Source organism: Pontibacter pamirensis, assembly GCF_010015475.1.
Taxonomy (GTDB): domain Bacteria; phylum Bacteroidota; class Bacteroidia; order Cytophagales; family Hymenobacteraceae; genus Pontibacter; species Pontibacter pamirensis.
Map to the genome: position 1 here is coordinate 21,447 of NZ_SSNI01000018.1, position 24,902 is coordinate 46,348.

The 24,902-nt window shown below is 46.1% G+C and carries 17 protein-coding genes; 6 read left to right on the plus strand and 11 right to left on the minus strand.

Going from position 1 to position 24,902, the window contains the following annotated elements; translation table 11 throughout:
- Window positions 1-40 precede the first annotated feature (40 nt).
- Both E1919_RS15485 and E1919_RS15490 read right to left on the minus strand, forming a co-directional pair.
- On the minus strand, window positions 41-1,753 hold the full coding sequence (locus E1919_RS15485) for a GMC oxidoreductase (protein WP_162054314.1): 1,713 nt from the start codon (window positions 1,751-1,753) through the stop codon (window positions 41-43).
- 4 nt (window positions 1,754-1,757) lie between these two features.
- A complete protein-coding gene (locus tag E1919_RS15490; RefSeq protein WP_237144463.1) occupies window positions 1,758-2,291 on the minus strand; it encodes a gluconate 2-dehydrogenase subunit 3 family protein in 534 nt (177 codons plus the stop codon).
- Window positions 2,292-3,519: 1,228 nt separating this feature from the next.
- Here E1919_RS15490 and E1919_RS27595 point away from each other — a divergent pair.
- Window positions 3,520-6,435 (plus strand): T9SS type A sorting domain-containing protein, encoded by a 2,916-nt coding sequence (locus tag E1919_RS27595; protein WP_237144464.1) that lies wholly within the window; start codon window positions 3,520-3,522, stop codon window positions 6,433-6,435.
- A 165-nt stretch (window positions 6,436-6,600) separates the two neighbouring features.
- Window positions 6,601-7,449 (plus strand): alpha/beta fold hydrolase, encoded by an 849-nt coding sequence (locus E1919_RS15500; protein WP_162054315.1) that lies wholly within the window; start codon window positions 6,601-6,603, stop codon window positions 7,447-7,449.
- Between the two features lie 173 nt (window positions 7,450-7,622).
- On the opposite strand, the gene E1919_RS15505 is transcribed toward E1919_RS15500, so the two are convergent.
- The 4 genes from E1919_RS15505 to E1919_RS15520 form a co-directional block, all read right to left on the minus strand.
- The gene (locus tag E1919_RS15505; RefSeq protein ID WP_162054316.1) at window positions 7,623-8,939 is read right to left on the minus strand and encodes a gluconate:H+ symporter; all 1,317 of its coding nucleotides are present in this window, start codon (window positions 8,937-8,939) and stop codon (window positions 7,623-7,625) included.
- A gap of 94 nt (window positions 8,940-9,033) precedes the next feature.
- A complete protein-coding gene (locus E1919_RS15510) occupies window positions 9,034-10,566 on the minus strand; it encodes a gluconokinase (RefSeq protein ID WP_162054317.1) in 1,533 nt (510 codons plus the stop codon).
- A 213-nt stretch (window positions 10,567-10,779) separates the two neighbouring features.
- Window positions 10,780-12,012 (minus strand): Bcr/CflA family multidrug efflux MFS transporter, encoded by a 1,233-nt coding sequence (locus E1919_RS15515; RefSeq protein ID WP_162054389.1) that lies wholly within the window; start codon window positions 12,010-12,012, stop codon window positions 10,780-10,782.
- Between the two features lie 393 nt (window positions 12,013-12,405).
- Window positions 12,406-12,690, minus strand: coding sequence for a hypothetical protein (locus tag E1919_RS15520; protein WP_162054318.1), 285 nt, complete (start codon window positions 12,688-12,690; stop codon window positions 12,406-12,408).
- A gap of 404 nt (window positions 12,691-13,094) precedes the next feature.
- On the opposite strand from E1919_RS15520, the gene E1919_RS15525 reads away from it, so the two are divergent.
- Window positions 13,095-13,502: an ACT domain-containing protein gene (locus tag E1919_RS15525; protein WP_162054319.1), complete on the plus strand. Its 408-nt coding sequence runs from the start codon at window positions 13,095-13,097 to the stop codon at window positions 13,500-13,502.
- Between the two features lie 183 nt (window positions 13,503-13,685).
- Window positions 13,686-14,588 carry a bestrophin family protein gene (locus E1919_RS15530; protein ID WP_162054320.1) on the plus strand — a complete coding sequence of 301 codons (903 nt, stop codon included), beginning with the start codon at window positions 13,686-13,688 and terminating at the stop codon, window positions 14,586-14,588.
- A 131-nt stretch (window positions 14,589-14,719) separates the two neighbouring features.
- On the opposite strand, the gene E1919_RS15535 is transcribed toward E1919_RS15530, so the two are convergent.
- Window positions 14,720-15,001, minus strand: a complete 282-nt coding sequence (locus E1919_RS15535; protein WP_162054321.1) for a hypothetical protein — start codon at window positions 14,999-15,001, stop codon at window positions 14,720-14,722.
- A gap of 362 nt (window positions 15,002-15,363) precedes the next feature.
- On the opposite strand from E1919_RS15535, the gene E1919_RS15540 reads away from it, so the two are divergent.
- Window positions 15,364-15,789: a helix-turn-helix domain-containing protein gene (locus E1919_RS15540; RefSeq protein WP_162054322.1), complete on the plus strand. Its 426-nt coding sequence runs from the start codon at window positions 15,364-15,366 to the stop codon at window positions 15,787-15,789.
- 218 nt (window positions 15,790-16,007) lie between these two features.
- Here E1919_RS15540 and E1919_RS15545 read toward each other — a convergent pair whose 3' ends face one another.
- Together E1919_RS15545 and E1919_RS15550 are read right to left on the minus strand one after the other, a co-directional pair.
- A complete protein-coding gene (locus tag E1919_RS15545) occupies window positions 16,008-16,493 on the minus strand; it encodes an META domain-containing protein (RefSeq protein WP_162054323.1) in 486 nt (161 codons plus the stop codon).
- A gap of 154 nt (window positions 16,494-16,647) precedes the next feature.
- Window positions 16,648-17,541 carry a hypothetical protein gene (locus E1919_RS15550; RefSeq protein ID WP_162054324.1) on the minus strand — a complete coding sequence of 298 codons (894 nt, stop codon included), beginning with the start codon at window positions 17,539-17,541 and terminating at the stop codon, window positions 16,648-16,650.
- 476 nt (window positions 17,542-18,017) lie between these two features.
- Here E1919_RS15550 and E1919_RS15555 point away from each other — a divergent pair, with 476 nt between their 5' ends.
- Window positions 18,018-19,646, plus strand: a complete 1,629-nt coding sequence (locus E1919_RS15555) for a catalase (RefSeq protein ID WP_162054390.1) — start codon at window positions 18,018-18,020, stop codon at window positions 19,644-19,646.
- A gap of 765 nt (window positions 19,647-20,411) precedes the next feature.
- On the opposite strand, the gene E1919_RS15560 is transcribed toward E1919_RS15555, so the two are convergent.
- Both E1919_RS15560 and E1919_RS15565 read right to left on the minus strand, forming a co-directional pair.
- Window positions 20,412-21,752 carry an amidohydrolase family protein gene (locus E1919_RS15560; RefSeq protein WP_162054325.1) on the minus strand — a complete coding sequence of 447 codons (1,341 nt, stop codon included), beginning with the start codon at window positions 21,750-21,752 and terminating at the stop codon, window positions 20,412-20,414.
- Between the two features lie 102 nt (window positions 21,753-21,854).
- The gene (locus E1919_RS15565; protein ID WP_162054326.1) at window positions 21,855-24,875 is read right to left on the minus strand and encodes an amidohydrolase family protein; all 3,021 of its coding nucleotides are present in this window, start codon (window positions 24,873-24,875) and stop codon (window positions 21,855-21,857) included.
- Window positions 24,876-24,902: the final 27 nt, after the last annotated feature.

Here is a 24,902-nt window from a genome sequence, read left to right on the forward strand (position 1 = left end):
CGCTGGCTTTCCTGTTTTAGGTAGAGTTTATGCTCTGCGATCAAAGATTCATTTTCTTCATTTCTTTTACAGCGTAATCTACTGCACGGGCAGTAAAAGCCATGTAAGTAAGCGAAGGGTTCTGCGTAGAGGTGGAGGTCATACTGGCACCGTCTGTTACAAATACGTTCTTGCATTCGTGCAGCTGGTTCCACTTGTTCAGCAGCGATGTCTTTGGATCTTTGCCCATTCTCACGCCACCCATTTCATGTATGTCAAGACCGGGAGCCTGCTTCGAGTCTTTTGCCTGGATGTTCTTGAAGCCGGCGTTTGTGAACATCTCCGTCATCTGCTCTATATAATCCTTCGTCATTTTCTCGTCGTTCTCATCATAGTCAATCGAGACTTTAAGCTGCGGCATGTCGTACGGATCTTTCTTGCTTTTGTCGAGAGCTACATAGTTGCTTTCTTTCGGAATAGTCTCGCCCATCATGTGAGAACCGACTGACCAGCCACCCAACGAAGGGTTCAGCAAACTGTTTTTCAGGCTCTCCCCCAACCCATCCTGATTTGTGATGCTTTTACGGTTGGCATTGAAGCCGGCAGCATAGCCTCTCAGGAAATCTGTCTCCTGCTTATGCACATTCCTGAAGCGTGGTATATACGGGCTATTCGGTCTGCGCCCGTCAGTGGTAGAGTCCAGGTGGCCATCATACTCCGCAGACACTCTTGCCCGGTAGTTATGGAAGCCCACATACTTGCCCATCAGTTCGTTGTCGTTACCTAACCCGTTCGGGAAGCGCTTCGACGTAGAGTTTAGCAGGATAAGGTTGGTGTTAAGCGCAGCAGCATTCACAAAAATGATTTTGGCATAAAACTCCATCACCTCTTTCGTGTTCGCATCGATCACGCGCACACCGGTTGCTTTGCCTTTCTCATCGTCGTAGATAATAGAATGCACCACTGAATCAGCACGAAGCGTCAGGTTCCCTGTCCTGGCAGCCCAGGGAATAGTAGAGGCATTGCTGCTGAAATAGCCGCCAAACGGGCAGCCACGCTCGCAGATGGTACGGTGCTGGCACTGTGCCCTCCCCTGCTCCAGGTGGATAGGCTGTGGCTTTGTGATGTGTGCCGCACGCCCCATGATCACCTGCCGGTCTTTGTATTTCTGCGCTACCTGCTTCTGAAAAAAGGTTTCTGCGCAGTTCATTTCATGCGGTGGAAGAAACTCTCCGTCCGGAAGCTGCGGAATACCGTCTCTGTTACCGGAGATACCGGCGAACTTCTCCACATAGCTGTACCATGGCGCGATGTCCGCGTAACGGATAGGCCAATCTACAGCAAAGCCGTCGCGAGCCGGTCCTTCAAAATCGAAGTCGCTCCAGCGCTGCGTCTGTCGCGCCCACAGTAACGACTTGCCCCCTACCTGGTAACCGCGAATCCAGTCGAAAGGCTTTTCCTGCACGTAAGGGTGCTCGGCATCTTTTACAAAGAACTGCTCGGTGCCTTCATAAAAAGCGTAACACTTGCTGATGATCGGGTTCTGATTCTTTACCTCGAGCGGCAGTTGCCCACGGTGCTCGAACTCCCACGGGTTTTTAGTGGTGGTCGGGTAATCTTTTATATGTTTTACGTCCTTGCCCCTCTCCAGAACAAGGGTTTTAAGGCCATGTCCGGTCAGTTCTTTTGCTGCCCAGCCGCCGCTGATGCCTGAACCTATAACGATGGCATCATAGGTCATATCTTTAACTGCGTCTATCGCTAAATTTGCCATTTTATTAAGAAAGGGATTCTTGATTAACAGGAACACAACCATAGTAGTGGCCGGGTACTGCCTGGTAGTTGGTAAGGTTCATCATCACGTACTCTGAATTCATATAACCGCGCACGGTCAGGCCTTTTACCAGTTTATAAAACTCACTCTCACTTGTGTCGCCGGACTGCTCCATGTCTCTCAGCAAGGCTATGCGCTCGTCAGTGCTGCAGGCTTCGAATACTTTGCCGTGCTTTTTCCTAGCCTTCGCTTTAAGACCATCCAGTCCTTTCGATAAATTTTCCTGCGCTTCCTTCTCATAGCAATCAGCCACCATTTTCTGGACGAAGAGATGCACATTCAGGTCTTTGGCGCCGGGAGTGTCTGTAGCGGGGATAATGGTATCAACCACATGTGCTAAAAGTCCCTCTTGGCTAGGTGAAAGGTATGGCTGCAATTCCTGCGCTGTTGCTTTTTTACTGCTGAGATCGCATCCCGGGAGAAGCACCAGGCCAGTAACGGCCAGGGCCATATTTCTAATTACTACTCGTCTGTTCATGCGGGCCTAAATAATTCTAATATTGTTATGTAAAATGTTAGCGGGTATGCACTGGTTGAGTTTACACTTATCTATTCAAGCATAAGAAGGCTAATCTATTAAAAGAATCAGCTACTGACGCAAACTAAATCTCTGGAATTATATGCTGTGCGGCAACACAATTATGTAAGACTACATTATCCTGAAAAGTTCATTTTGCATTTGGGAACATATTACAGCTTTTTTCTAAAGTTGCCAAATACCGGAGATAGAAAGGACAAAGCGGCAGCTTTATCAGAAGGCGCAAACATATTTGGCACCTATACTACGCGCTGTTGGCTATTATGACAAGGGAAAGCACGAGGAGCTAATATACTGATCGAAACTTCAGGATACTCTATACTATCTTATCCAGTACTGAACTGCTTTTTTACCATCACTACCTAAAGCCACATATGATTAAAAGCTTGGGTGCTATAGATGGTCTTTTTATCCAGATTTTATGGTTGGAAGCGAGTCATCCGGAACTTAAGAAGAGTTACTTCTGAAATGTACAGCTATCTTTTTGTTTAAAAGGTAACTACCCCCAGTTTTTAAAGATATACTTCCAGAATTAAAGTACAAAGCTAAACAAGTGCTTAGCGGATTGGTTTGTGAATGAGTCGGAAAGGGAAGGGTACTAAAGAAGCATTCCGCATGGGGAGCATCATGAAAAAGGAGTTCAAAAAAAATTTTTAAACCAAACACTTGAATTTACACCAGCCTTGAAATGATTATTTTTTATGAGCACTTCAACAAAAACTAAAAGGACAATATTATATACTGTTTTTATTATACATGAATAGCATGTTAATCACTTTTCAGTTGTTTTTGTTCACTTTTATTACAAAATGAACAACCGCATTATTGTCTTAAACCAACATATAAAATACTTATCTCATTATTTTTTCCTAATAAAGCTCTAGTATTTAATATACCTTATATGTAATATTGCTCCATATCTATATAAAATTAGAGTAAAAGAAGCCTATTAGATAAAACATCAGGAAATATTACCAAATGAAAAATGCTGTGAAAACAGCAATGGGAAAACTATTGCCTAAAAAGTAAAGACTTCCTGTAGCCAACTGCAGCATCTATAAATAAGCAAAAATCATCATGTTTTTGCAAAGGAAAACTATTGCCTAAAAAGTAAGACAAACCTATTCGCTAAGTAAGAGCTCAGTCACCCTCAACACAAAACAATTATATGGAAAACCTTTACATTTCAAATTCACCTCTATTACGGACAAAACCTGCCACGGTTGCATTAAAAAGCATTTGCGGCAGAATTAATCAACAAATGCTGCTTTTAATGCTGAGCATGCTGCTGCTTAGCTTTAGTAGTTTTGGGCAAGCAGGAACAACATTCACAACAGTAGGGTCTGGAGATTGGCATTTACCTGCTACTTGGGGTAAACCAGCCACTTCTAGCCCTCTGGCTGGTACACATTATCCTAGTACAAACGACAACGTTAACATATTTAACGGTCATGCAGTAACTGTAAGAACTGGCGAATACGCATGTAAAAACATAAGAATCTATGCGGGACAAGGTCAGCCTAAGACAGGTGGCCAGTTAATTATCGGAGATACTACCAACAGTACAGCCATTACTTCGATTGCAAAACTTAGTTTGGCTGATTTGATGTTTGAAACTGCTACTGGCAAGCCAAAAGAACGCGCTACTTTAAGGATAGCTCGTAACGGGAACATGATTCTTTCTGGAGCCATAACCAAAGGTAAATTTCAAGGTAACAACAACTCAGACTATAGTAACAATCAAGATATTTTCTATAGATTCAGTTCTACTAGTACTATTGAGTACAACGGAACAGCGGCTCAAAATATCTTCAACTTCTACGAAATGGCTGGAGTCAACGTGGCTGAAACGGCAACATCATATGGTAATTTAATATTAAGCGGTTCCGGTACAAAAACGCCAGTTGCAGGGCTTGGTGTTAGAGGTAATTTAACAGTAAATTCCGGTGTTATTTTTGATGCTCTCGCATTAAATCATACTATATTAAAAAGTCTTTCTAACGCTGGAACCATAGAAGCAAAAACAAGCACCATTAATATTGGGGAGAATTTTACTAACAACATCAATACTATAACAGGCATATTCAATAAAGGTACAGGTCTTGTAAACTATAACGGTGGAAACCAAAGTGTTGCTGGCATAGCGTACCATAACTTACAGTTCTCGGGTTCGGGCACTAAAATGGCTACAGGCAATCTTTCAGTTGGGAGTAACTTGGATATAATATCAGGTGTCACTTTTAATGCTGGTAGTGGAGTCCATTCAATTGCTGCCAATTTAACAAATGCAGGTAGAATTGATGCTTTCACCAGCACTATCCATATTGGAGGCACTTTCAACAGCACTGGTCAGTTCAATAAAGGAATCGGTAATGTTATATATGATGGTAACGCTCAGTCCATTTCACCTCTTAGTTACTATAATCTAACTTTAACTCATGCTTCAGGCACTTCAGATATAACAAAAACTGCAGGTGGTGCAATCTCTGTAAGTAATATTTTCACAATAAATACCGGTGTTTCGTTTGCTCATAATAACAGTTTTTTCTTTTACGATGGTGACGCAAATCAAAATATCACACCTGCTGTCTATTACAATTTAACTCTTGGCGGAAAAGACACTAAGTTCGCTACCACAGGACTTGAAATAAAGAACAACTTTCAAGTTTACAGTCAGGTTAATTTTGAATCGGACGGTAACTACACACACACTATCACAGGGAATGTGCAAAACGATGGCACTATTAATAATCCCAACACCAATGTCACCAATCAATTAAATGTAAGAGGCAACTTTACAAACAACGGTATTTTTAATGCAAAGGCTGCAACTCACACTATAAGCGGGAACTGGCTAAATGATCGCACCTTTAATTCCGATGCTTCAACTATTATCCTCAATGGACTCAACAAAACAATCACGTCTACAATAACTAGTACTGGAGCCTTCCATAACTTAACAGTTTCAAATGGCACAACATCTAGCATGACAACAGATTTAACTGTTAACAATGAGTTGAAAGTTGAAAACACAGTGCTGACGACAGGCGATAGAACACTGTTTTTAGGTGCAACCGCAAACATGTTATCTTTAGAGACAGCAACAGCGCATGTCAGAGGAAATCTGCAAACGACAAGAAACGTGGCAGCAGGTGGTACTGAACTGTTTGGAAGAATGGGCATGAGAATTACTGATAGTTCTACTCCTATAAACAACGTTACTGTAAAACGCGTGACTGGAACAACTTTCGAAAACAGTTCCGTACAGCGCCAGTATTATGTTTCTACTCCAAATGCCCAGGCAACAGATAAATTTACAGCTGGGATGGAGTTAGCATTTCCTGATTTCAATTTAACGGAATCAGCTGGAACGTTGTATGAGGTTTACCGAAAGAACATAAACAACACCTACGAATTCTTGCCAAAAGTTGAAACAGCAGAAGCTTTTTACAACTATCAGCTAGCTGATGCAGACAGAAAGTACGGAGTATATACGTTAGCAAACCGTAACAATCCCCTCCCCGTCGAACTTACCTGGTTCAAAGCGCAGCGCCAGGCGCAGGGCGTGCTGCTGACATGGGAGACGGCTTCTGAGCAAGATAACAGTGGCTTTGAGGTGCAGGTGTCAACCAACGGCACGACCTTCAGCAAAGTAGCTTTTGTGGATAGCAAAGTGGTAAACTCATCCGTGAAACAGCGCTATAGCTATACAGACAACGCCACTCTTGCCTTTGGCACACGCTACTACCGTTTGGCTCAGATGGATTTAGATGGCACAACTACTTATTCTAGCATCAAAGCGGTAAACATGGATACAAAGATGGAGGCGGCCGCCGCTTTCCCTAATCCGTTCGCAGACGGACAGGAGGTAATGGTGCGCCTGCCACAGGGTGGTGAAAGCCGTCCGGTGAGCCTGGTACTGACAAACACGCTGGGCCAGGTAATATTGGAGCAGCAGGCACAGGTGCAGGATGGCCAGGTGGAACTCGCAGTGAACACTGCAAAAGCAAATGCAAAAGGGATGTACCTGCTCAACGTCATCGACAACGGCTCAAAGTATACCTTTAAGCTGGTTAAAAAGTAACACACCACATACACCAACAGCAGAAGAGGGTAGCACAAGCGTGTTGCCCTCTTTCTGTTTTAACCAACCTGGCTATAAGGGTTGAAACAGAGTTGCTCTGCCTCAGAGAATTTCTATTACACGTTTTTATGCATCCTGAAGTGCTCTAGGCAGGTATGACAGCCTATGGAGATAAGAGACAAATACTACACAGTAAATGGTATCCGGTTGCATGTAGCGGAAGCAGGTAACCCGGAGGGGCCGGTTTTGTTATTCCTGCACGGGTTCCCGGAGTTCTGGTACGGCTGGCGCAAGCAACTGGGCTTTTTTGCAGCCAAAGGCTTTTGGGTATTGGCGCCCGATCAGCGGGGGTACAACACCAGCAGCAAACCTTCCGGAGTGAAAGCTTATACCATCTCTCAACTAACAACTGATATTGCTGACCTGATACAGCAGGTTATCTCCCGGAAGGTATACCTGGTCGGCCACGATTGGGGCGGAGCGGTAGCGTGGGCTGTGGCACAACACTACCCGAACCTGCTGGAAAAGCTCATTATTCTGAACATGCCGCATCCCGAGGTGATGCACCAGGAACTCCGGACAAACCCAAAGCAGCTCTTAATGAGTTGGTATACCGGCTTTTTCCAGCTTCCTATGCTGCCGGAGGCATATTGTAGGGCCTTTAATTTTAAGGCGCTGGAGAAAAGTATGATGCTAACGGCAAATGAGGGTACCTTCTCCAAGGCAGAGATAAAATGTTACAAAGTAGCCTGGCAGCAGCCCCAGGCCCTGACTACTATGATTAACTGGTACCGCGCCTATAAGTATAAAACGCTGTACGTAAGCCGAGAAGTAACCGTGCCCACCCTGATGCTATGGGGAAGGAAAGACACCTTCCTAAGCGACACAATGGCACAGCCCAGTATAGCGAAGTGCACCAATGGACAACTGGTTTTTATGGATAACGCCACCCATTGGCTGCATCACGAAAAACCAGATGAGGTAAACAGCTTCATATATGAATTCATAAAATAAGGCACCAAAGATAAACATGTAGCATACGGGCTTCTCCTTTGATAAATTAATCTGCTTTCTCTATAACTGAACAATAGTTCTCCAAAGGCTGTTTTGGATGCCCTGATCAATCCTGCTCGCAAAGCACCAATAATAATCAGTATATCGCTGTGCATACTGCTGTTTAAGCGTCTTTATAGAAAGGGCTCCAGCGCGAGTACGCCCAGCAATCCCAAGACGGACACTAGTGTTTCCATAATAGACCAGGTAGCCAGGGTTTGGGGAATCGAAAGGTTGAAATATTCTTTAAACATCCAGAAACCAGGGTCATTAACGTGGGAGAACATAAGGCTACCGGCTCCGATGGACAGCACCATCAGTTCCGGACTTACGCCGGTGCTGGCAACCAGCGGCAGCGCAATACCGGCACCTGTAATGGCCGCTACGGTTGCCGAACCCAGGCAAACCCGCAGGAGCGCCGTAATCAGCCAGGCCAGAAACAGGGGCGAATAGTTGGTGCCGCTGAGCATGGCCGTTACCTCATTTCCTACGCCACTGTCTATCAGTACCTGCTTCAAGGCACCACCACCGCCAATAATCAGCAGAATCATAGCAATGCCTGCTATGGAGTCTGTACATACCCGCATCACTTCCGGCATTGTTTTCCCTCTGTTCAGGCCCAGGGTAACAATGGCCACCAGCACCGAGATCAGGAGCGCCATCACCGGATCGCCTATAAACTCAAACAGTTGCCTTAAAGGCGAAGCAGCAGGCAGCATGATGGTCAATACAGCAGACGTGGCCATCAGTGCAATCGGAACCAAGGCTGTTAAAATGCTTATCCCGTAGCCTGGCATTTGCTCCTCCGAAAGGGGCTTTAGCACAAAGAGGTTCTGAGGCGGCTCTGTTTTGATATTCCTCAGAAAGCGCGTGAACAAGGGGCCAGCCACCACAATAGTAGGCACAGCCAGTATGAGGCCGTAAAGGAGTGTGAGGGTTATATCGGCTCCGAATATGACTGCAATGGCGGTTGGCCCGGGGTGCGGTGGCAGAAAACCGTGCGTTACAGAAAGTGCGGCCGCAGCCGGGATGCCTACATAGAGCAGCGGCAGTTCCGCAGAAATAGCAACAGCGAACACCAGTGGCATGATCACCACAAATCCTGCATTATAAAACATGGGCAAGCCCACAATAAAACCAGTCAGCACCATGGCCCACTGCAGGTTGCGCTTACCAAAGCGCTTTATCAGGCCGTAGGTAATACGTTGCGCCGCGCCGCTCTCCGACAACAGGTTTCCCAGCATGGCCCCGAACCCCAGTATCAGCACCAGCGAACCCAGTGTATCGCCTATCCCTTTCTGCAGCGACGCCAGTGCATCTTTCACGGCCATGCCTTCGGCCAGTCCTACGCCTAACGCCACCAGCACAAGTGCTATAAAGGCATTTATCCGGAAAACAAGCGTCAGGATAAGCAGCGATATAACGCCAAAAAGAACGATGAGAAGCGACATAGTGTAGGGATTTACAGGTGCTGAAAATCTAGTATAACCGGCATACGACATGCTATGCCTGAATATATAGATTAAAGTTTATATCCTGTACTTTTTATGCGCCAATGTGGTGAGAAGCTTTATGGAGGCAGTCTTTTAACTTTGGGTAGAGTTCGTTGAACAGCGAAAAATTCTGCATGTAGCGTGAATGAAGCTTGGAATCAGGCACAAAGGTTTTCTTTACCCTAATCATAGCTGCGGCATCTTCAAGGTTGGTGATAAAGCCTAAGGCATACATGCCCATGATAACCGCGCCGAAAGCAGATCCCTCGTGCGTATCGGTAAGGTGCACTTCTTTGTTGAAGATATCAGCCAGCATCTGCACCCATAAGTCGGAGCGCGAAAAGCCGCCGTTCGCATAAATGGCAGCAATGGGACCTGTGGTTTGTTCAAGCGCCCTACCCACGCTGTACACGTTGTACATGACGCCTTCCATCAGTGCCCGCAGAAAATGCTCGCGGGTATGGTTATAATGTACACCAAAAAAACAGGCCCGTGCCGCAGGATCCCAGATAGGAGCGCGTTCGCCCAGCAGGTATGGCAGGAAAATCAATCCGTCAGCACCGGGCGGCACGGCAGCAGCCTTCTTGTTCATCAGCTCATATATATCTTTGTCCTCCTGCGCTGCCAGGGCTGCTTCGGATGCATAGAAATTATCTCGGAACCAGCGCAGGACTACACCACCGTTGTTCACGGCTCCTCCCAGCACAAAGCGCTTTGGGGTAAGAATATAGCTGAAGATACGCTCCTGGATATCTGTGGCTGGCTCACTCGCCATCACACGCACCGCACCGCTGGTACCAATCGTGACAACGGCATCCCCCGGACGAACAGCATTGGAACCCAGATTGGCCAGGCAACCATCGCTCGCCCCAATCACAAAAGGAACGGTAGCAGGTATGTTAAGCAAAGTCGCATAGTCCGGCTTCAGGTTGCGGAAGGTATGGGTAGGTGGTACAGGCTCAGACAGCTTGTCTTTGGTGATTCCGGCTAATTCCAGGGAATCCAGGTGCCAATCAAATTTAAAAATGTTAAAGAGACCGGTAGCTGAGGCAATGGAGTAATCTATCTTGTACTCCCCGAACAGCCGGAAAAACACATACTCTTTTATACCGATAAACTTCGCTGTGTTCTTAAACAACAACGGCTCGTGGTCACGCAGCCAGCGTAGTTTGGGCAAGGGCGACATGGGGTGCAGCGGTGTTCCGGTGTGCAGGTAAATGTCGTGTCCAATCACGCTTCCTTTCAGGTTTGTTGCATACACTTTGCTTCGGGTGTCGGCCCATATAATGCATTTTGTGAGGGTGTTGCCCTGCGCATCTACTGCGATAAGGCTGTGCATGGCACTGCTAAAGCTTACGCCTGTTAATTCTACACCAAGTATTTTCAGTTCTAAAACAACAGTGCTTAAAGTATCCAGCACAGCCTTGAATACCACCTCCGGATCCTGCTCAGCATAATCAGGCTGTGTACTGATAATAGGATATTCGATTGCTTCACGAAACAGCATGTTCCCCTCCATATCAAAAGCTACTGCTTTGGTACTGGTTGTACCTATATCCATACCTATAAGGGCTTGCTGCTTCATATTTCTTTCTTGGTTCAAACTAAAGTACGAGATCGAGCTTGTAAGTTGTTCTATGTTCTCCTGCACACCTGTGCTTTCAACTCATTACCAAAAATAGCCTGTTTGAGCAGAGTGTAGCAAATTAAGTATGACAAAAGCTGCTAAAAAGTCCATAAAAAGAAAGCCTCTAACTTAAACCAGGGGCTTTATTTTTACATCGGCTATAACAAAACTTTACATCACAACGGAAATATCTTCTTCCACTTCCTGCTGGCTTGCCTTATACCGCACATTTCGCTTACTAATCGTCAGCACAACCAGGCCACCCAGCGCGCAAGCAGTCATCACGCTCACCATCGGAATGGCTGTGCTGTTGTGAAATACACTAACCAAAGCAGACACTACTCCGGCCATCGCCATCCTAAAGCTGCCCATTAAGGCAGACGCGCTACCGGCATGTTTTGTGAAAGGCGCCAGGGAAAGCGCTGTGGCATTAGGGTTTGTTAAGCCCTGCCCTGTCAGGAAAACAAACATCAACACGATGAGGCTGTACATACCGAACCACCCATACCAGGTGCCTGCCACCAGCAGAATACCTATGGCGGTCTGGTAAAATAGGGTAAAGTTGATGATTTGCTGACTCTTAAACTTCTTCAGCAAGATATGATTTAGCTGCGTTGAGCCAATCATAGCAAAGGCCAGAAAAGCAAATATCCACCCGTAGGTCTGCTCACTTACATTGTAGATGTTCATGAAAACATCAGCAGAGCCTGCTATGTAGGCAAACGGAGCAGATGTGGCGATACCTCCCACCAGCGCATACACCAGGAACTGGGGTTGTTTTAGTACTGTGAAAAAATTATTTATTACCGGTTTTGGGCGGAGTGACATGGTGGTATCCGGCTGCCTTCCTTCTGGCAACGCAAAATGAACGCCCAGCAGGATAAGCGCAGTAATGATGGCCAGAATGATAAAAACATAATGCCACCCGAAAACTGCTGTTACATAACCGCCAACCGTTGGCGCTATCATCGGAGACACCGCAATAACGAGGGTAATCAGCGAAAAAGCCTGAGCCGTTTTATTAACCGGAAACAAGTCCCGTACCAGGGCCTGAGCTGCCACCATACCGGCACAGCCTCCTAATGCCTGCAAAAACCGCATGGCAATTAAAGACTCCACTGAAGTGGTGAAGGCGCAGCCTAAGGAAGCAAGCAGGTAAACTACCAGGCCAACATAAAGTGGGTTCTTTCTCCCGTACCGGTCCAGCAATGGACCGTAAAGCAGCTGCCCTGCAGAAATACCGATGAGGTAGCTGGTTAAGGATAACTGCACCTGGGCAATAGAAGTGTTTAAATCTTTTGCAATAGCCGGGAAACCGGGCAAGTACATATCTATAGAAAAAGGACTTATGGTTGCCAAAGCCCCTAATATTAATACAATTATAAAGTAATCTTTACGCGTCATGTATTCATAAACTTCAAAGTTATAACATTCATCAACAATACCTGCCATCTAAAGTTTAATGAAAGTGATAATTATTTTATTGAGACCATTCATACGCCCTAAAGCGTAAGAACTATGCAGAGGCCACAGCATTTATGGCGAGAGGAGTTGCTTTGTTAGTGGTAGTAGCAAAAATTATTCGCAGCTGTATGCCCTATACCTTGCGCTAATGCTATCCTTCTGAAGAAAAGGCACAAGTAGCAGGACAAATTGTTTTCATTATATCCAGGGAAGGTGTTAAGGAAACAGCGTACGGTAGGTAACAGCTAGAAATAGGAAAGCCTTGTATGTGGCTTTACAAGGCTTTGTTGATGAAGATATCGTTGGTAGTAGCATCTACCAACATTGGCTATTCTATTTATCTAATTCTGCACTTTCAAGAGCTCCCTCGCCATCGGTAGCTTTTAATAATTTTGCGTATTTATCCTTCAGACGTGAGATGCTGTTTTCATCAATCATTTCATCGTCCTCGCTTAGCAGAAGAAGTTCTTCCTGAAGGCTGATGTCTGTGATAAACATTCTGTCGAGGTAGAGCCCGTTTAGATAAAACCGGCAATAAAACCGGCCTTCATTTATAGGAGTAAGCGCAATAAAATCACAACCGGATAACTTCTTGTAAAAATTTGTTAACTCATTCATTCTTAACACCATTTAGCGTTATACAACACCTGCATTACCTTCCCCTCAATAGTTTTAAGGATAGAGTCTACTGACTGTGTATTTGTATATCTACTTCAAATATACTACATAATCGAGCAGATAGTTATAAATACCTAGATTTATCAGTATTTATACGTTAACAAAGATTTACACTCAAACTTCAAACCCTTTTATAGTGAGAATTGTACAAAAACCCTTATGCGTTATATAAAAACAAACCTTCTCATTCAGAGGCTGGAACGGCAGTAAACAGCCTACGCTAGCATCTGCTGTGCCCCTACAAAATCCGTGTAGTTAATGGCGGTCGTTTTTATTCTTAGCATTGTTTCTTTATCCTGCTTAAACTTAGAATTCTAGAAGTGGTTTTTAACGTATGCAGCCTGATGGACACGAACGGAGTAAAAAACCTTACGACACTACTGCAGCAACTGGAACCTGAGCTAAACGATGGAGAATACGTATTCTGTACAATTCAAGAGAACAGCTCCTTAGACCTGGCTCAGGTGCTGTTCAGCTTCAAAGAACAAGAAGGTCTCACGGTAGTGTTACTCAAAGAAGCAGCAGACAAAGCGGCCCTGCCCTATTCTTTTGTGTCATCCTGGATTACACTAAAGGTACATTCCTCGCTGGAAGCAGTGGGACTAACAGCCGCTTTCTCTACGGCACTGGCAAAAGCCGGTATCAGCTGCAATGTAGTGGCAGCATTTTATCATGATCATATTTTCGTACCCTCCAAAGATGCCGTGAATGCGATTCAGGTGCTGAAATCGTGCGCTTCCCAAGCTACATGAAGATACGATTTGTCCTCATCAATTTACATCGCCTTTCTGCCTGCTTGTACCCAACGAAGGGAGGAGCGATTCGTAAAGACGTATGCTGTTGTATTTACTAGACCAACCACAACAGCATATATTGCCCTGGGCTGTATTGGTTTCCCTGCCATTGGCGTATGAACAAATAAACAAACGTGCCGAATGCTAATAAATACACGCATCCCTTTCAGGTATATTTTCAGAAAAGTCAAAAATGATCTGCTCAGTGTGCTCTGTTTTTCTGTTGTGTTTCATATCCTGAAGCTGTTCTTTGTAGATTATCTCCCCATCATTCCGTTTCAACTACCTACCATTCTGGGTACTTCCATTGCGCTGATACTGGCTTTTAACCTCAACCAGTCTTATGATAGGTGGTGGGAAGCCAGAAAAGTATGGGGCGCTATTGTTAATGATTCCCGCTCGTTTGTTATGCAACTAAAAGGGTTTACCAGGAGAGAAGGGGACACAGGCACAATAATAAAAAGGATGGCGCACAGGCAGATTGCCTGGTGCTATTGCCTTGGCCAGTCGCTAAGGGGGCAGGATCCGATTGCAGCAGAACAGACCAGCCATTTATCGGAGGAAGACATTGACTTTATCAAAACACAGAACAACAAGCCATTTGCCCTGTTAATGCTGCACACGGAAGATTTGAGAAATCTTTACGAGCGTGAAGCTGTAAACCCTTTTCAGCAGGTTCAGATAGATAGCACTATTACGCGACTCTGTGACTCAATGGGGAAAGCGGAAAGAATCAACAGCACCGTTTTTCCAATTACCTACAGGTTATTCGTTCACTTCTTTATTTACCTGTTCCTGATTGTGCTTTCTCTTGCGTTGGTGGAAACCGTTGGCCTTTTCGAGATTCCCATCCTAACTTTTATTGCTTCTACGTTTTTCCTTTTAGAAAAAACCGGAAAGCACATGCAGGACCCTTTCCGCAACAAACCTACCGACACAGCTGTAACAGCTATCGCCAGAACAATAGAGATTAATATCAAGCAGATTTTACAAGAGGAGGAGGTACCAAAACCGCTGGCTCCGGAAGCATTCTATCTGATGTAAGTCAGTTTTAATATAACCTGCTGACTTTTAAACAGGATGAACGATGAGTCTGTTGGCTCATTTCGAAAGAGCTACACGTTTTTACCCGGCTAGTTTCTGATGAGGCTATTTGAACTGAACTGAAAAAGCGTTCAGCATTTACTGATAACAAGGTTTGTGAGCGCCATCAGAATCAGAGGATGCTTCTGCCTCATTTTCTCTAACATAAACTCCATAATAAAATAATCGCTTACGTCACTGTCTATACCATCGCAGAGCAGTGAATATTTAAACCTGATAACACCAATGTAACAGGCATCATCGTGATCAATTAAGTAATTGCAAATGCTGTAATACAACTCCTGAGACTCCTTCTCCCCCAGTTCTATACTTAGTACATCTTCTACAGCTTTTTTGGCACTGTTCTTTAACATGACCTTACTGAAATTTAAAATACCGTACTAGAAATACGTGTTTATCTGACATAGTATACGTATTTCAATAAATAAATTGCGTTCCTCTATTTTATAACCTACTTTTTCTTCCCCCCGCTATACCGATGAAGCAGATCAGGCATAAAGCCTTTATCATTGTGTGGATAATATGTGTATAGTTAAAAGGCACAAGTTAGTCCGCGAAACACTTCAAACCCACAACTCATTGTTTATCAGAAAGAAACAATATAAAGACACAGAACCACTATTCCACATACGTGTAAAATTTGTCCACATTCACATATCATACATACTGGTTACCTATATTTGTATACATATACACCCTTACACAAACAGGTAACATGCAGCAGACAGAGATAAAAACAGGTATACACCGAGGTGAAATAATTAAAGATGCCATAAAAGCGAGTGGTGTGGCAGTAGGTGTGGTAGCAGAAAAGCTTGGCATTAGCCGCAAAACCCTATACAACAAGTTTAAGGAGTCGAGCATTCCGTATAGCTTTATCCTGAAGTTAGGCGAGGTAATACACCATGACTTTTCACTGGAGTTCCCGCATCTGAGTAAAACCGTAAAGAAAGAGACACCTAAGCCACAGGCGCCTATAAACAATAACCTGCTGTTGCAATTTGATGGAGCACCTCAGGAGCCTTACAAGCCCAATAGCATGAAAGAGTGTGAACAGGAACTTGTAACACTGCAGCGCAAATACATCAGTCTGCTGGAGAACTTTAATGAACTGCTGCTGAAAACATCGCAAAGCAAGTAGTTAACTCAGCTGTGGGTTAAAGAATATAGCTGCACGCACTATCCTACACCTGAGGTAGCAAGAGTTGTGCAGCTGCTTTAAAGGGAATGTAAGCAAACTGGTGCTGAGTGAAGCAGTCTACATCTCCCACTATCGCAGAAGTGAATTTGCGGATGGTTATACAAATCATTCGCAACAGACAGATGTATGGGCATGTTTCACCTGCTGCAAAGGGTGCGTCAGTTATTGTCGTTGTTTATGTTCCTGTCCAAATCACTTTCCATCACCTCTACATTACCTGTCATAAAAGTAGCCACGGCTTTGTCACCGTCATACAGGGTTAATACATCTCCTGCAACACGGTACGTATTTACACGGCTTAGCACCTCCAACATTTTATTTTCCAGCTGCATGTCTGCGCAGGTCATCCGGGTGGTGCTTAACTCTGATAGCTGCAGGCGCTCATCTGTTAATGTATAACTGCCCGATATTCTGTTACAGCCTGTGTAACCGGTTACATCATCGTCTTTTTCCTCAAACCGGATATAGGCTGTGCGTGTATCTTTTGATGCCTGCACATTCTGTCCTTCCAGGGATACAAGTATCCAGTAAGCGTCCTGTATAGTTTCTGTTTGAGTACTAAGGGTATTATTTTGAAGGGTGCAGGAGCTACTTAAGAGAAGCAGCAGCAGTGCCACCGGAAGTATAGCGGTTAGGGTATTCATCTTCGTGTAAATTTCAAAAACATTATTTCGTGCCTGGGTTTTAGCCTGATGCCTGTGTATTTACGCAAAACTTACCCAAGGCTCTAGGTATGTATAACACAACAAAAGCCCACAATATAGCGTGGGCTTTTGTTGTGTTAAAAAATCAAATTACTTATCCACGTACCTGGCCATGCGGACTATAGTCACTGGCCGATGAACTGGCCCTGTAATCAGGTCCTGACCTGCCGGAGCGGTTTTGACGGCTGCTCACGCGGTCTCCGTCGCTGTCAGACTGCGGATTGTCGCTGCGGTAAGCGCGGTTAGAAGCGTAAAGGCCGGTAGCGTAGTTATCGTCGCGGTCGCTGCCGGTACTCTGTATGCGTCCGCTATAGCGGAAGTCTTCGTTGTCGAGGTAGCGGTCGTTGTCACGGCTATAGCCCGTGTCTCTGCTACGGCCTCCACCACGGTAATTGTTATCTTCCCGGTCGTATTTAAAATCAGAACGGTCGTAGTAACTATCTTCTGTGCCTGCGTTGTAACCGGTGTTTCGGTCCCGGTTATATGTTCTGCCTTCATCACGGCCAAATTCGCCGAAGCGCCTGCCCTGGCCGCTATACTGGTAACTGTTGTCTCCACGGGAATATCCGCCCTCTCGTCCCTGGTCTCTGCCTCTGTCGTCTTGGTTGTTTCTGGTATTATTAGTGTATCTGTCGTTATTATCGCGCCAGCCTGTACCCCTTGTACGCTCGTAGCCACCATTCCTGTCGTTGTCCATGAATGGGTTTGGATCGCCGTAACGGTATTGGTCCTGGTCGGTATCCTGGGCACCGCGCCAACTGCTGGCACCGTAGCCTCCTACCGGGCCGGCACCGTACGTGTTGCTGCCTGTGCTGCGCACATTACTGTACTCCGCATCTTCATCCCGCATGCCATAGTAATTGCCACCATCACTGCTGCTGTAGCGGTCTCTATAATTTTCGAACTGCTCATCTTTATCGTTGCGGTAATTATTTCGGTTGCTGTTGTTGCGATAATCTCGGTTGTAATTCTGGTTGTCTCTTTCCATAGGTATAGTATGTTTTAAATTTCAATTCTACTTTACCTATATAAACGAACCTAAGCCGCCAACGTTTATTTATACCTCTAAAATGCAGCTGCAAATAGATATAAAGGTGTATCTCCTGCAGTTTTTCCACCTTATGGTAATCGTAGAAGCCGTCCTCTTTTCCCTTAGAACCTATAACCGCCCTTTCAGGAACCGCCCTTTCAGGCAAAGCCCCGATAATCACAGTTGACAGAAAGCGGAACTGCAGCCCATGAGGTAAATCTTCTCCACCTGCCTTTGCATAACATAAACTACCCTCTCGTATACAATCTAAAAGCATTATATACATGATAGATTATGCATTGAGAAAATCTATAACCAATTCAGGTTCAGACATAGTATAAGCATAAGGGAGATATGTCTCTCATCAAAACAGGTAAATTATAATTATGAAAGAAAAAAGCGAAAACGGCAAGCAAAACCAAAGCGGCGGGAAAATGAACTCAGGTAACGGCCAGAATGGTCAACAAGGCAACAGGCTTACCACCCGCCAGGGCCATCCGGTTACTGACAACCAGAATACTCGAACTGTCGGCAACCGTGGACCTGCTACCATGGAGAACTATCATTTTATAGAAAAAATCTCTCACTTTGATCGGGAGCGTATTCCAGAACGTGTGGTACATGCCAGAGGAGCCGGTGCTCATGGGGTTTTTACGGCTTATGGCAAAGTGGGCGATCAGCAAATTTCCAAATACACACGTGCCAAGTTGTTTCAGGAAGAAGGAAAAGAAACGCCTGTGTTTGTGCGCTTCTCCACTGTCGGCCATCCGTCTGGCTCACCTGAAACACTGCGTGACCCACGCGGCTTTGCAGTGAAGTTTTATACCGAAGACGGTAACTGGGATCTTGTAGGTAACAACCTCAAGATTTTCTTTATCCGGGACGCGATGAAGTTCCCTGACCTGATACACTCCCAAAAGCCTGACCCTATTACTAATATACAGAGCGCAGGGCGCATCTTTGACTTTTTCTCAGGTACTCCAGAGGCAACTCACATGGTGACGTTCCTGTATTCGCCGTGGGGCATTCCGGCCAATTACCGCCAGATGCAAGGCTCTGGAGTGAATACCTATAAGTGGGTGAACGCTGACGGTGAAGCTGTGCTGGTGAAGTACCACTGGGAGCCGCTGCAGGGCATCCGCAATCTCACGCAAAAAGAGGCGCAGGAAGTGCAGAGCAAAAACTTTAACCACGCCACACAGGATTTATATGAGGCCATTGAAGAGGGTAACTATCCTGAATGGGAACTGCTGGTGCAGATTATGAGTGATGATGAGCATCCGGAACTGGATTTCGACCCGTTGGATGATACCAAGCTTTGGCCAAGAGAAGATTTCCCATGGTACCCTGTTGGTAAAATGACGTTGAACAGAAACCCTGAAGACTACTTTAATGAGGTAGAGCAGTCAGCATTTGGTACCGGGGTTCTCGTAGACGGCCTGGATTTCTCAGATGATAAAATGCTGCAGGGCCGCACGTTCTCCTATTCTGATACACAGCGTTACCGGGTTGGTGCGAACTATCTGCAACTTCCGATTAACGCACCAAGAAACAAAGTTGCCACAAATCAGCGCGGCGGGCAAATGTCCTTTAAAACAGATTTCGCTGAGGGCCAGAACAAACACGTGAACTACGAACCGTCTGTTCTAGGTGGTTTGCAGGAAGCTCCGAAGCCTGGGAAAGATCATATGCCCCTTTATGAAGCCCGCCTGACGCGCCAGCATATTGATCGTACAAATACCTTTAAGCAAGCTGGTGAAACGTATCGCAACTTCGAAGACTGGGAACGCGATGAACTGATCATGAACCTATCCAATGACTTGGCTACCTGTGACAAGCGCATTCAGGACAAGATGCTGGAACACTTCACGCAAGCCGATGAAGATTACGGACGCCGTGTGGCTGAAGGAATTAAGCTGATGAGCGAGAAGATGATGAAAATGAAAGAAGAAATGAAGAAGAAGAGACAAGCTGAGGGTACTGACGGACCAATGGGTAATACAACTGGTGAAGAAGGTGTTGAACAGGCACAGAAGGACTCTCATTCTGCTAAACCTTACTAAATAAAATAACTCTTATGCAAAAAGGAAAGGCCGCAAATTTTGCGGCCTTTCCTTTTTGCACGCAGGCAATTGCAGCATCAATGATGTTTTAACCCTAATCGTCGAGAAGTTCGGGCAGTTCATCTATTTTTTTAGGTGAAACCAGAAGGGTTCCTTAGCTTTATCCTATTGCTACTGCCTGTTCCAAGCTTATGAAGAAACTTATTGCTGCCCTGGGTCTGATACCCCTCCTCTCGCTCATTCCGGATGCAGAGGCAGGGCTTACGGTAAAACAACGCATAAACTGGTATAGATAAGCAAAACCTCACCCAGCTGAATAACAGAACTAGGTATTTGTTAAACCTGTTGAAACACAGTAATCCCTGTGCACCAGTTGTTCTGCCTGATATAAAATAAAAGGAGAATGCCTGTTCCATGCAGGAAAAGGGAAAGCGCAGCATTAACCAGTATTCCGGAGCGGGTCAGCCTCCTAGCCGATTAGCTAGGTAGCATTTAAAACGTTTAGTTTAGTATTTGATTGTTTGTTTATATCTTACTGAGGACCCTGCGCCAGAAGCGTGGGGTTTTCTTTTTCCTGCCAGGCATACAATACAGTAAGCTTTGATAAGTCTAAGCTGAACGTAGCTATAAAACTTATAACCGTATTGAACTGCTCATGCTTTTTGATTTTCAGTACAGCCAAAGGCGCGTGTGAGCACCTGCTAAAACAAAACGAGCTGCCGGAAACCAGGCAGCTCGTTTTAAAATTATCAACTTAATACAGATTTAGTTTTTCATGGAAGTAGGTGTAGTAGGAGCTGACTTCTGCTGCGCCTTATACTTGTTGTCAAACTTCTCATACAGGTACTTCTGCTTGTTGTTGAGGTCCACGTTGCGGCCCTGGATGTAGGCGTGCGTTACATTGCTGGTGCGCATATCCAGCAGGTCGCCGGCTGACACCACAATGGTTGCGTCTTTACCTACCTCCACAGAACCCACCTGCTTGTCTACACCAAGAATTTTAGCGGCGTTCAGGGTAACGGCAGCCAATGCCTGCTCTTTATCCAGGCCATAAGCGGCGGCAGTGCCTGCAATAAAGGGCAGGTTACGAATACCATGTATACTGGTGTTGTAATCCAGCGCAAAAGGAATACCCGCTTTGTGCAAAAGGTAAGGCGTTTTATAAGGCATATCCACATCTTCCCCGGCACGTGATGGCAGGGCGTGCACACCAGAATAAATTACTGATATGTTATTTGCCTTCAGGAAATCAGCCACGGCTATTGCATCTCCTCCACCAACAATCACAATGTCTTTCACACCGTGCTGTTTTGCAAAGTTTATAGATTCAATGATTTCCTTGCCATAGTCTGCATGAATGTACAGCTTCTTAGAACCATCAAACAGACCAGCCATAGACGCTAATTTCAGATTCTCATTGTCGTGCTCACCATTTTTGTACACCGCTGCATCGCGCATCAGCTTCGTCAGTTCTGTCAGGGTCTCCTCCCGGCTCTCAGCCATGCGCTTCAGCCTCTCATCGTTGTCGCTGTTACTTGTCTGGATGAGCATGTTTGGCCAGTTCAGGTGAATACCCTCATCGGCTTTCATAACAGCATCTTCCCAGTTCCATGCATCCAAATGGACAATGCTGGAAGAACCGGAAATGGTACCGCCCACCGGCGTCAGTTGCGTCATCAGCACACCATTCGTACGCACAGTAGGTATAATGTCTGAATCTGTATTATAGGCGATAATTGAGCGCACGTTTGGGTTAAAGTCCCCCACTTCGCGCCAATCGATGGTAGCACGCACACTCTCTACCTCATTCAAGCCCAGCGTGGAATTTGGGTGGATCAGCCCTGGGTAAATGTGCTGCCCCGTCACGTCCACCACCTCGTAACTACCCATACTCACACCATTCTGCGGTCCGGCATACGTAATCCTGCCGTTGTCAAACCCTACGGCAGCGTTTTCTATTACCTGGCCGTTGCCCACATGCAGTGTAGCGCCTTTTAGCAAGATCGGTTTGCTCTGCTTCAGAGCTGGAGCAGGCACCTGTGCCAAGGCTGGTATACTTAGTAAGGCTGTCAGTGCTGCAGTTATATATATGTTTCTGAATCTCATGATTTTAACTTTAATTGTTGAATTGCTGCATGGTTAAATTGCTGAACAGGTGTAAGAAAACGCACAACCATTTATCAATTTAGCCATGTAACCATTTGTTATTTAATGTGCGAGGTAAGACTCTTCCTCACTGAACTCCACATCTTCGCAGTGCACCACACGGGCTTTTCTAGTGACAGGGGCCTGTGTTTTAGCACCGCCTGACTTCTCGTTCAGCATTTTCTGCACCAGGCGCATCCGTTCTTTTTCCAAGTCCACACGCAACTGCTCGTCGCGCTCCAGGTCATAGTAGGCGATGCCGTCCACAAACGTGGTCAGCGGCTTGGCGTAGATAGAAAGCGGATGATCGTTCCAAAGCACTACGTCAGCGTCTTTGCCTTCCTTCAGGCTACCCATTCTGTCGTCGAGGTGCATGAGTTTGGCCGGGTTCAACGTCACCATTTTAAGGGCGTCTTCTTCGCTTACTCCGGCATACTTCACGCTCTTGGCGGCCTCCTGGTTCAGGCGGCGGGCCATTTCAGCGTCGTCAGAGTTAATGGCCGTCAGCACGCCCACGTTATTCATGATACCTGCATTGTACGGAATGGCATCTTTCACTTCCATTTTGTAAGCCCACCAGTCAGAGAATGTACCGGCACCGGCACCATGCTCCTGCATTTTGTCGGCTACTTTATAGCCCTCCAGAATGTGCGTGAACGTGTTCACTCTAAAGCCTATCTGCTCGGCTACCTTTATCATCATGTTGATTTCAGACTGCACGTAAGAGTGGCAGGTGATAAAGCGCTCGTCGTTCAGGATTTCTACCAACGCATCCAATTCCAGGTCGCGGCGTGGGGCCGGTGTTTTGGCTTTTTCGCGCTTACTCAGTTTGTTGTAGTTCTTCCAGGCCAGGTCATATTCTTTGGCACGTGTAAAGGCATCCACATACACCTGCTCCACCCCCATTCTCGACTGCGGGAAACGGATGCTGTGCAGGTTACTGCGGTTAGAGTGCTTCACGTTTTCACCCAAAGCAAACTTAATGAACTTGGCGTCTTTGATGAGCATTTCGTCGGCGCTCTTGCCCCAACGCAGCTTCACTACCGCCGACTGCCCACCAATCGGGTTAGCAGAACCGTGCAGCAACTGCGAGGTGGTGACACCACCAGCCAACTGGCGGTAAATGTTAATATCCTCCGGGTCCACCACATCGGCCATACGTACTTCAGCAGTAACAGACTGTGTGCCTTCGTTCACGCCATCCAGCGCAATGTGAGAGTGCTCGTCAATGATACCCGGCGTTACGTGCTTGCCTGTTCCGTCAATTACGCGAGCACCAGACTCGCTCAGGTTCTTGCCTACTTTGGCAATCTTGCCGTTCTTCAGCAGCACGTCTGCGTTCTCCAACTTCCCTTCTTTCTCGTTTGTCCAGACAGTGGCATTTTTGATTAATACCGTCTCCTGCTTCGGCAACTCAGCGACACCAAACGCCTGGAAAGGGTAAATCATATTGCCCAGTTCTACTGGCTGCGCTGTTTTGGTGCTGTCGCTTTTCGCTTTCTGGCTCATGGCCTCAGAAAAAGTAGCCATCCATTTCACGGACGTGGCATCAGGCAACTGTCCTTCGCCCTGCAGGTTTTTGTCATTTAACCAGCCACTCAGGCGGATGCTCTCTTTGCTCTTCTTGTCTTTGTTGAACGAGAGCGTCACCATTTTACCATAGAAGGAGATGTTACCTTTTACCGTATCCTGCGCCACCACCTTCAGTTCTGGCTTTTCTGGTGTACCTGCAATCAGCAACCTGCGCTCCGGCTGGTTTGCCATTTTCAGGGTATACACGCCGCGGTAATCAGAAGGCACTTCTGAAACTTTATATTGGTTGCCCTGCACCCAGTTCTCCAGAATCACGTTCTCTTTGTCGAACAAATCAGCGCTCGTGATGATGAAATTAGCTAAATAACCTTTGTTCAGGCTGCCCACTTTGTTGTCTGCATTCAGTAATTTAGCGGGTGTGGCGGTGAGGGCTTTCAGTGCCTCCTCTGCTGGCAGACCATATTCAATGGCCTTACGCAGGTTTGGCAGGAAATCTTTTTTATCCTTCATGTCAGAAGCAGTAAAAGCAATGGTAACACCAGCTTTCTGCAGCATCGCCGGGTTGGCAGCCGCCATCTCCCAATGCTTCATGTCTTCCAAAGACACGCGGCGCGCATCAAAAGGGTCTTCCACGTTATAGGCGTCCGGGAAATTCAGAGACAGGATAACCGGAGCGTTGGTCGCTTTCACCTGCGGCAGCATCTGATATTCATCGCCTGCTCCTTTCATAATGTATTGCTTGCCAAACTCGTCGCCTACCTTGTCGGCACGCATCAGGTTCAGTTTGTCTTCTACCTCAAAAATTTGAGGATACTTGTTGGCCGCTGTAAAAGCATTCAGGGAAAGGTTCTGCTCTTTCTCCGGGTTCTGTTCGTTCCACTGGGCATCCAGGTACGTCTGGCGCAACAGGGCAACCGCACCCATGAGCGAGTTAGGGTAATCCTGCTTCGAAGAACCACGGTCGAATGACAGTGTGCCGGCTGCTTTCTCCAATACAACCACCTGGTTTTCGCGCTCTTCAGCCAGTGTTACCAAAGCAGCCGTACCACGGGCAATGCCATCGCGGTGCACCGCCAGCACAGTACCGAAGCCAAGCTTGCGCAGCTCTTCAGCCTGCTTCTTATTAATTTTGAAAAGCTCCACCGCATTTGTTTCCGGGCGGATGGCCTGGTTCCAGTTAAAAGCGCCCTCTTTTTCTGTGTCTGGCTGCGGCGGTGAGCCATAGCCTCTGCGCTCGCTTTTTACCTCTGGCAAGCCGTAGCTGGTGAACATGTCTACCAGGCCCGGATAAATGTGCTTGCCTTTTGCATCTACCACTACAGCGCCTGCAGGCACTTTTACATTGCCCCCGACAGCCTCTACCTTTCCGTTTCGGATAACTAGTGTGGCATTCGGAAGCGTTGTTTTATAATCAGTATGAATGGTGGCATTTGTGAACGCTACCAGGCCGGAGCGTTCATCATATACCCCGTTGCGCGGAAAAGTCTCCTGCGCCATTACGTTGCCTGCACCAAGCGCCAGACAAACTGCAATGGTTAAGATTTTGTTCATCAAGTAGATTACTAAAGTTTTAAGGTT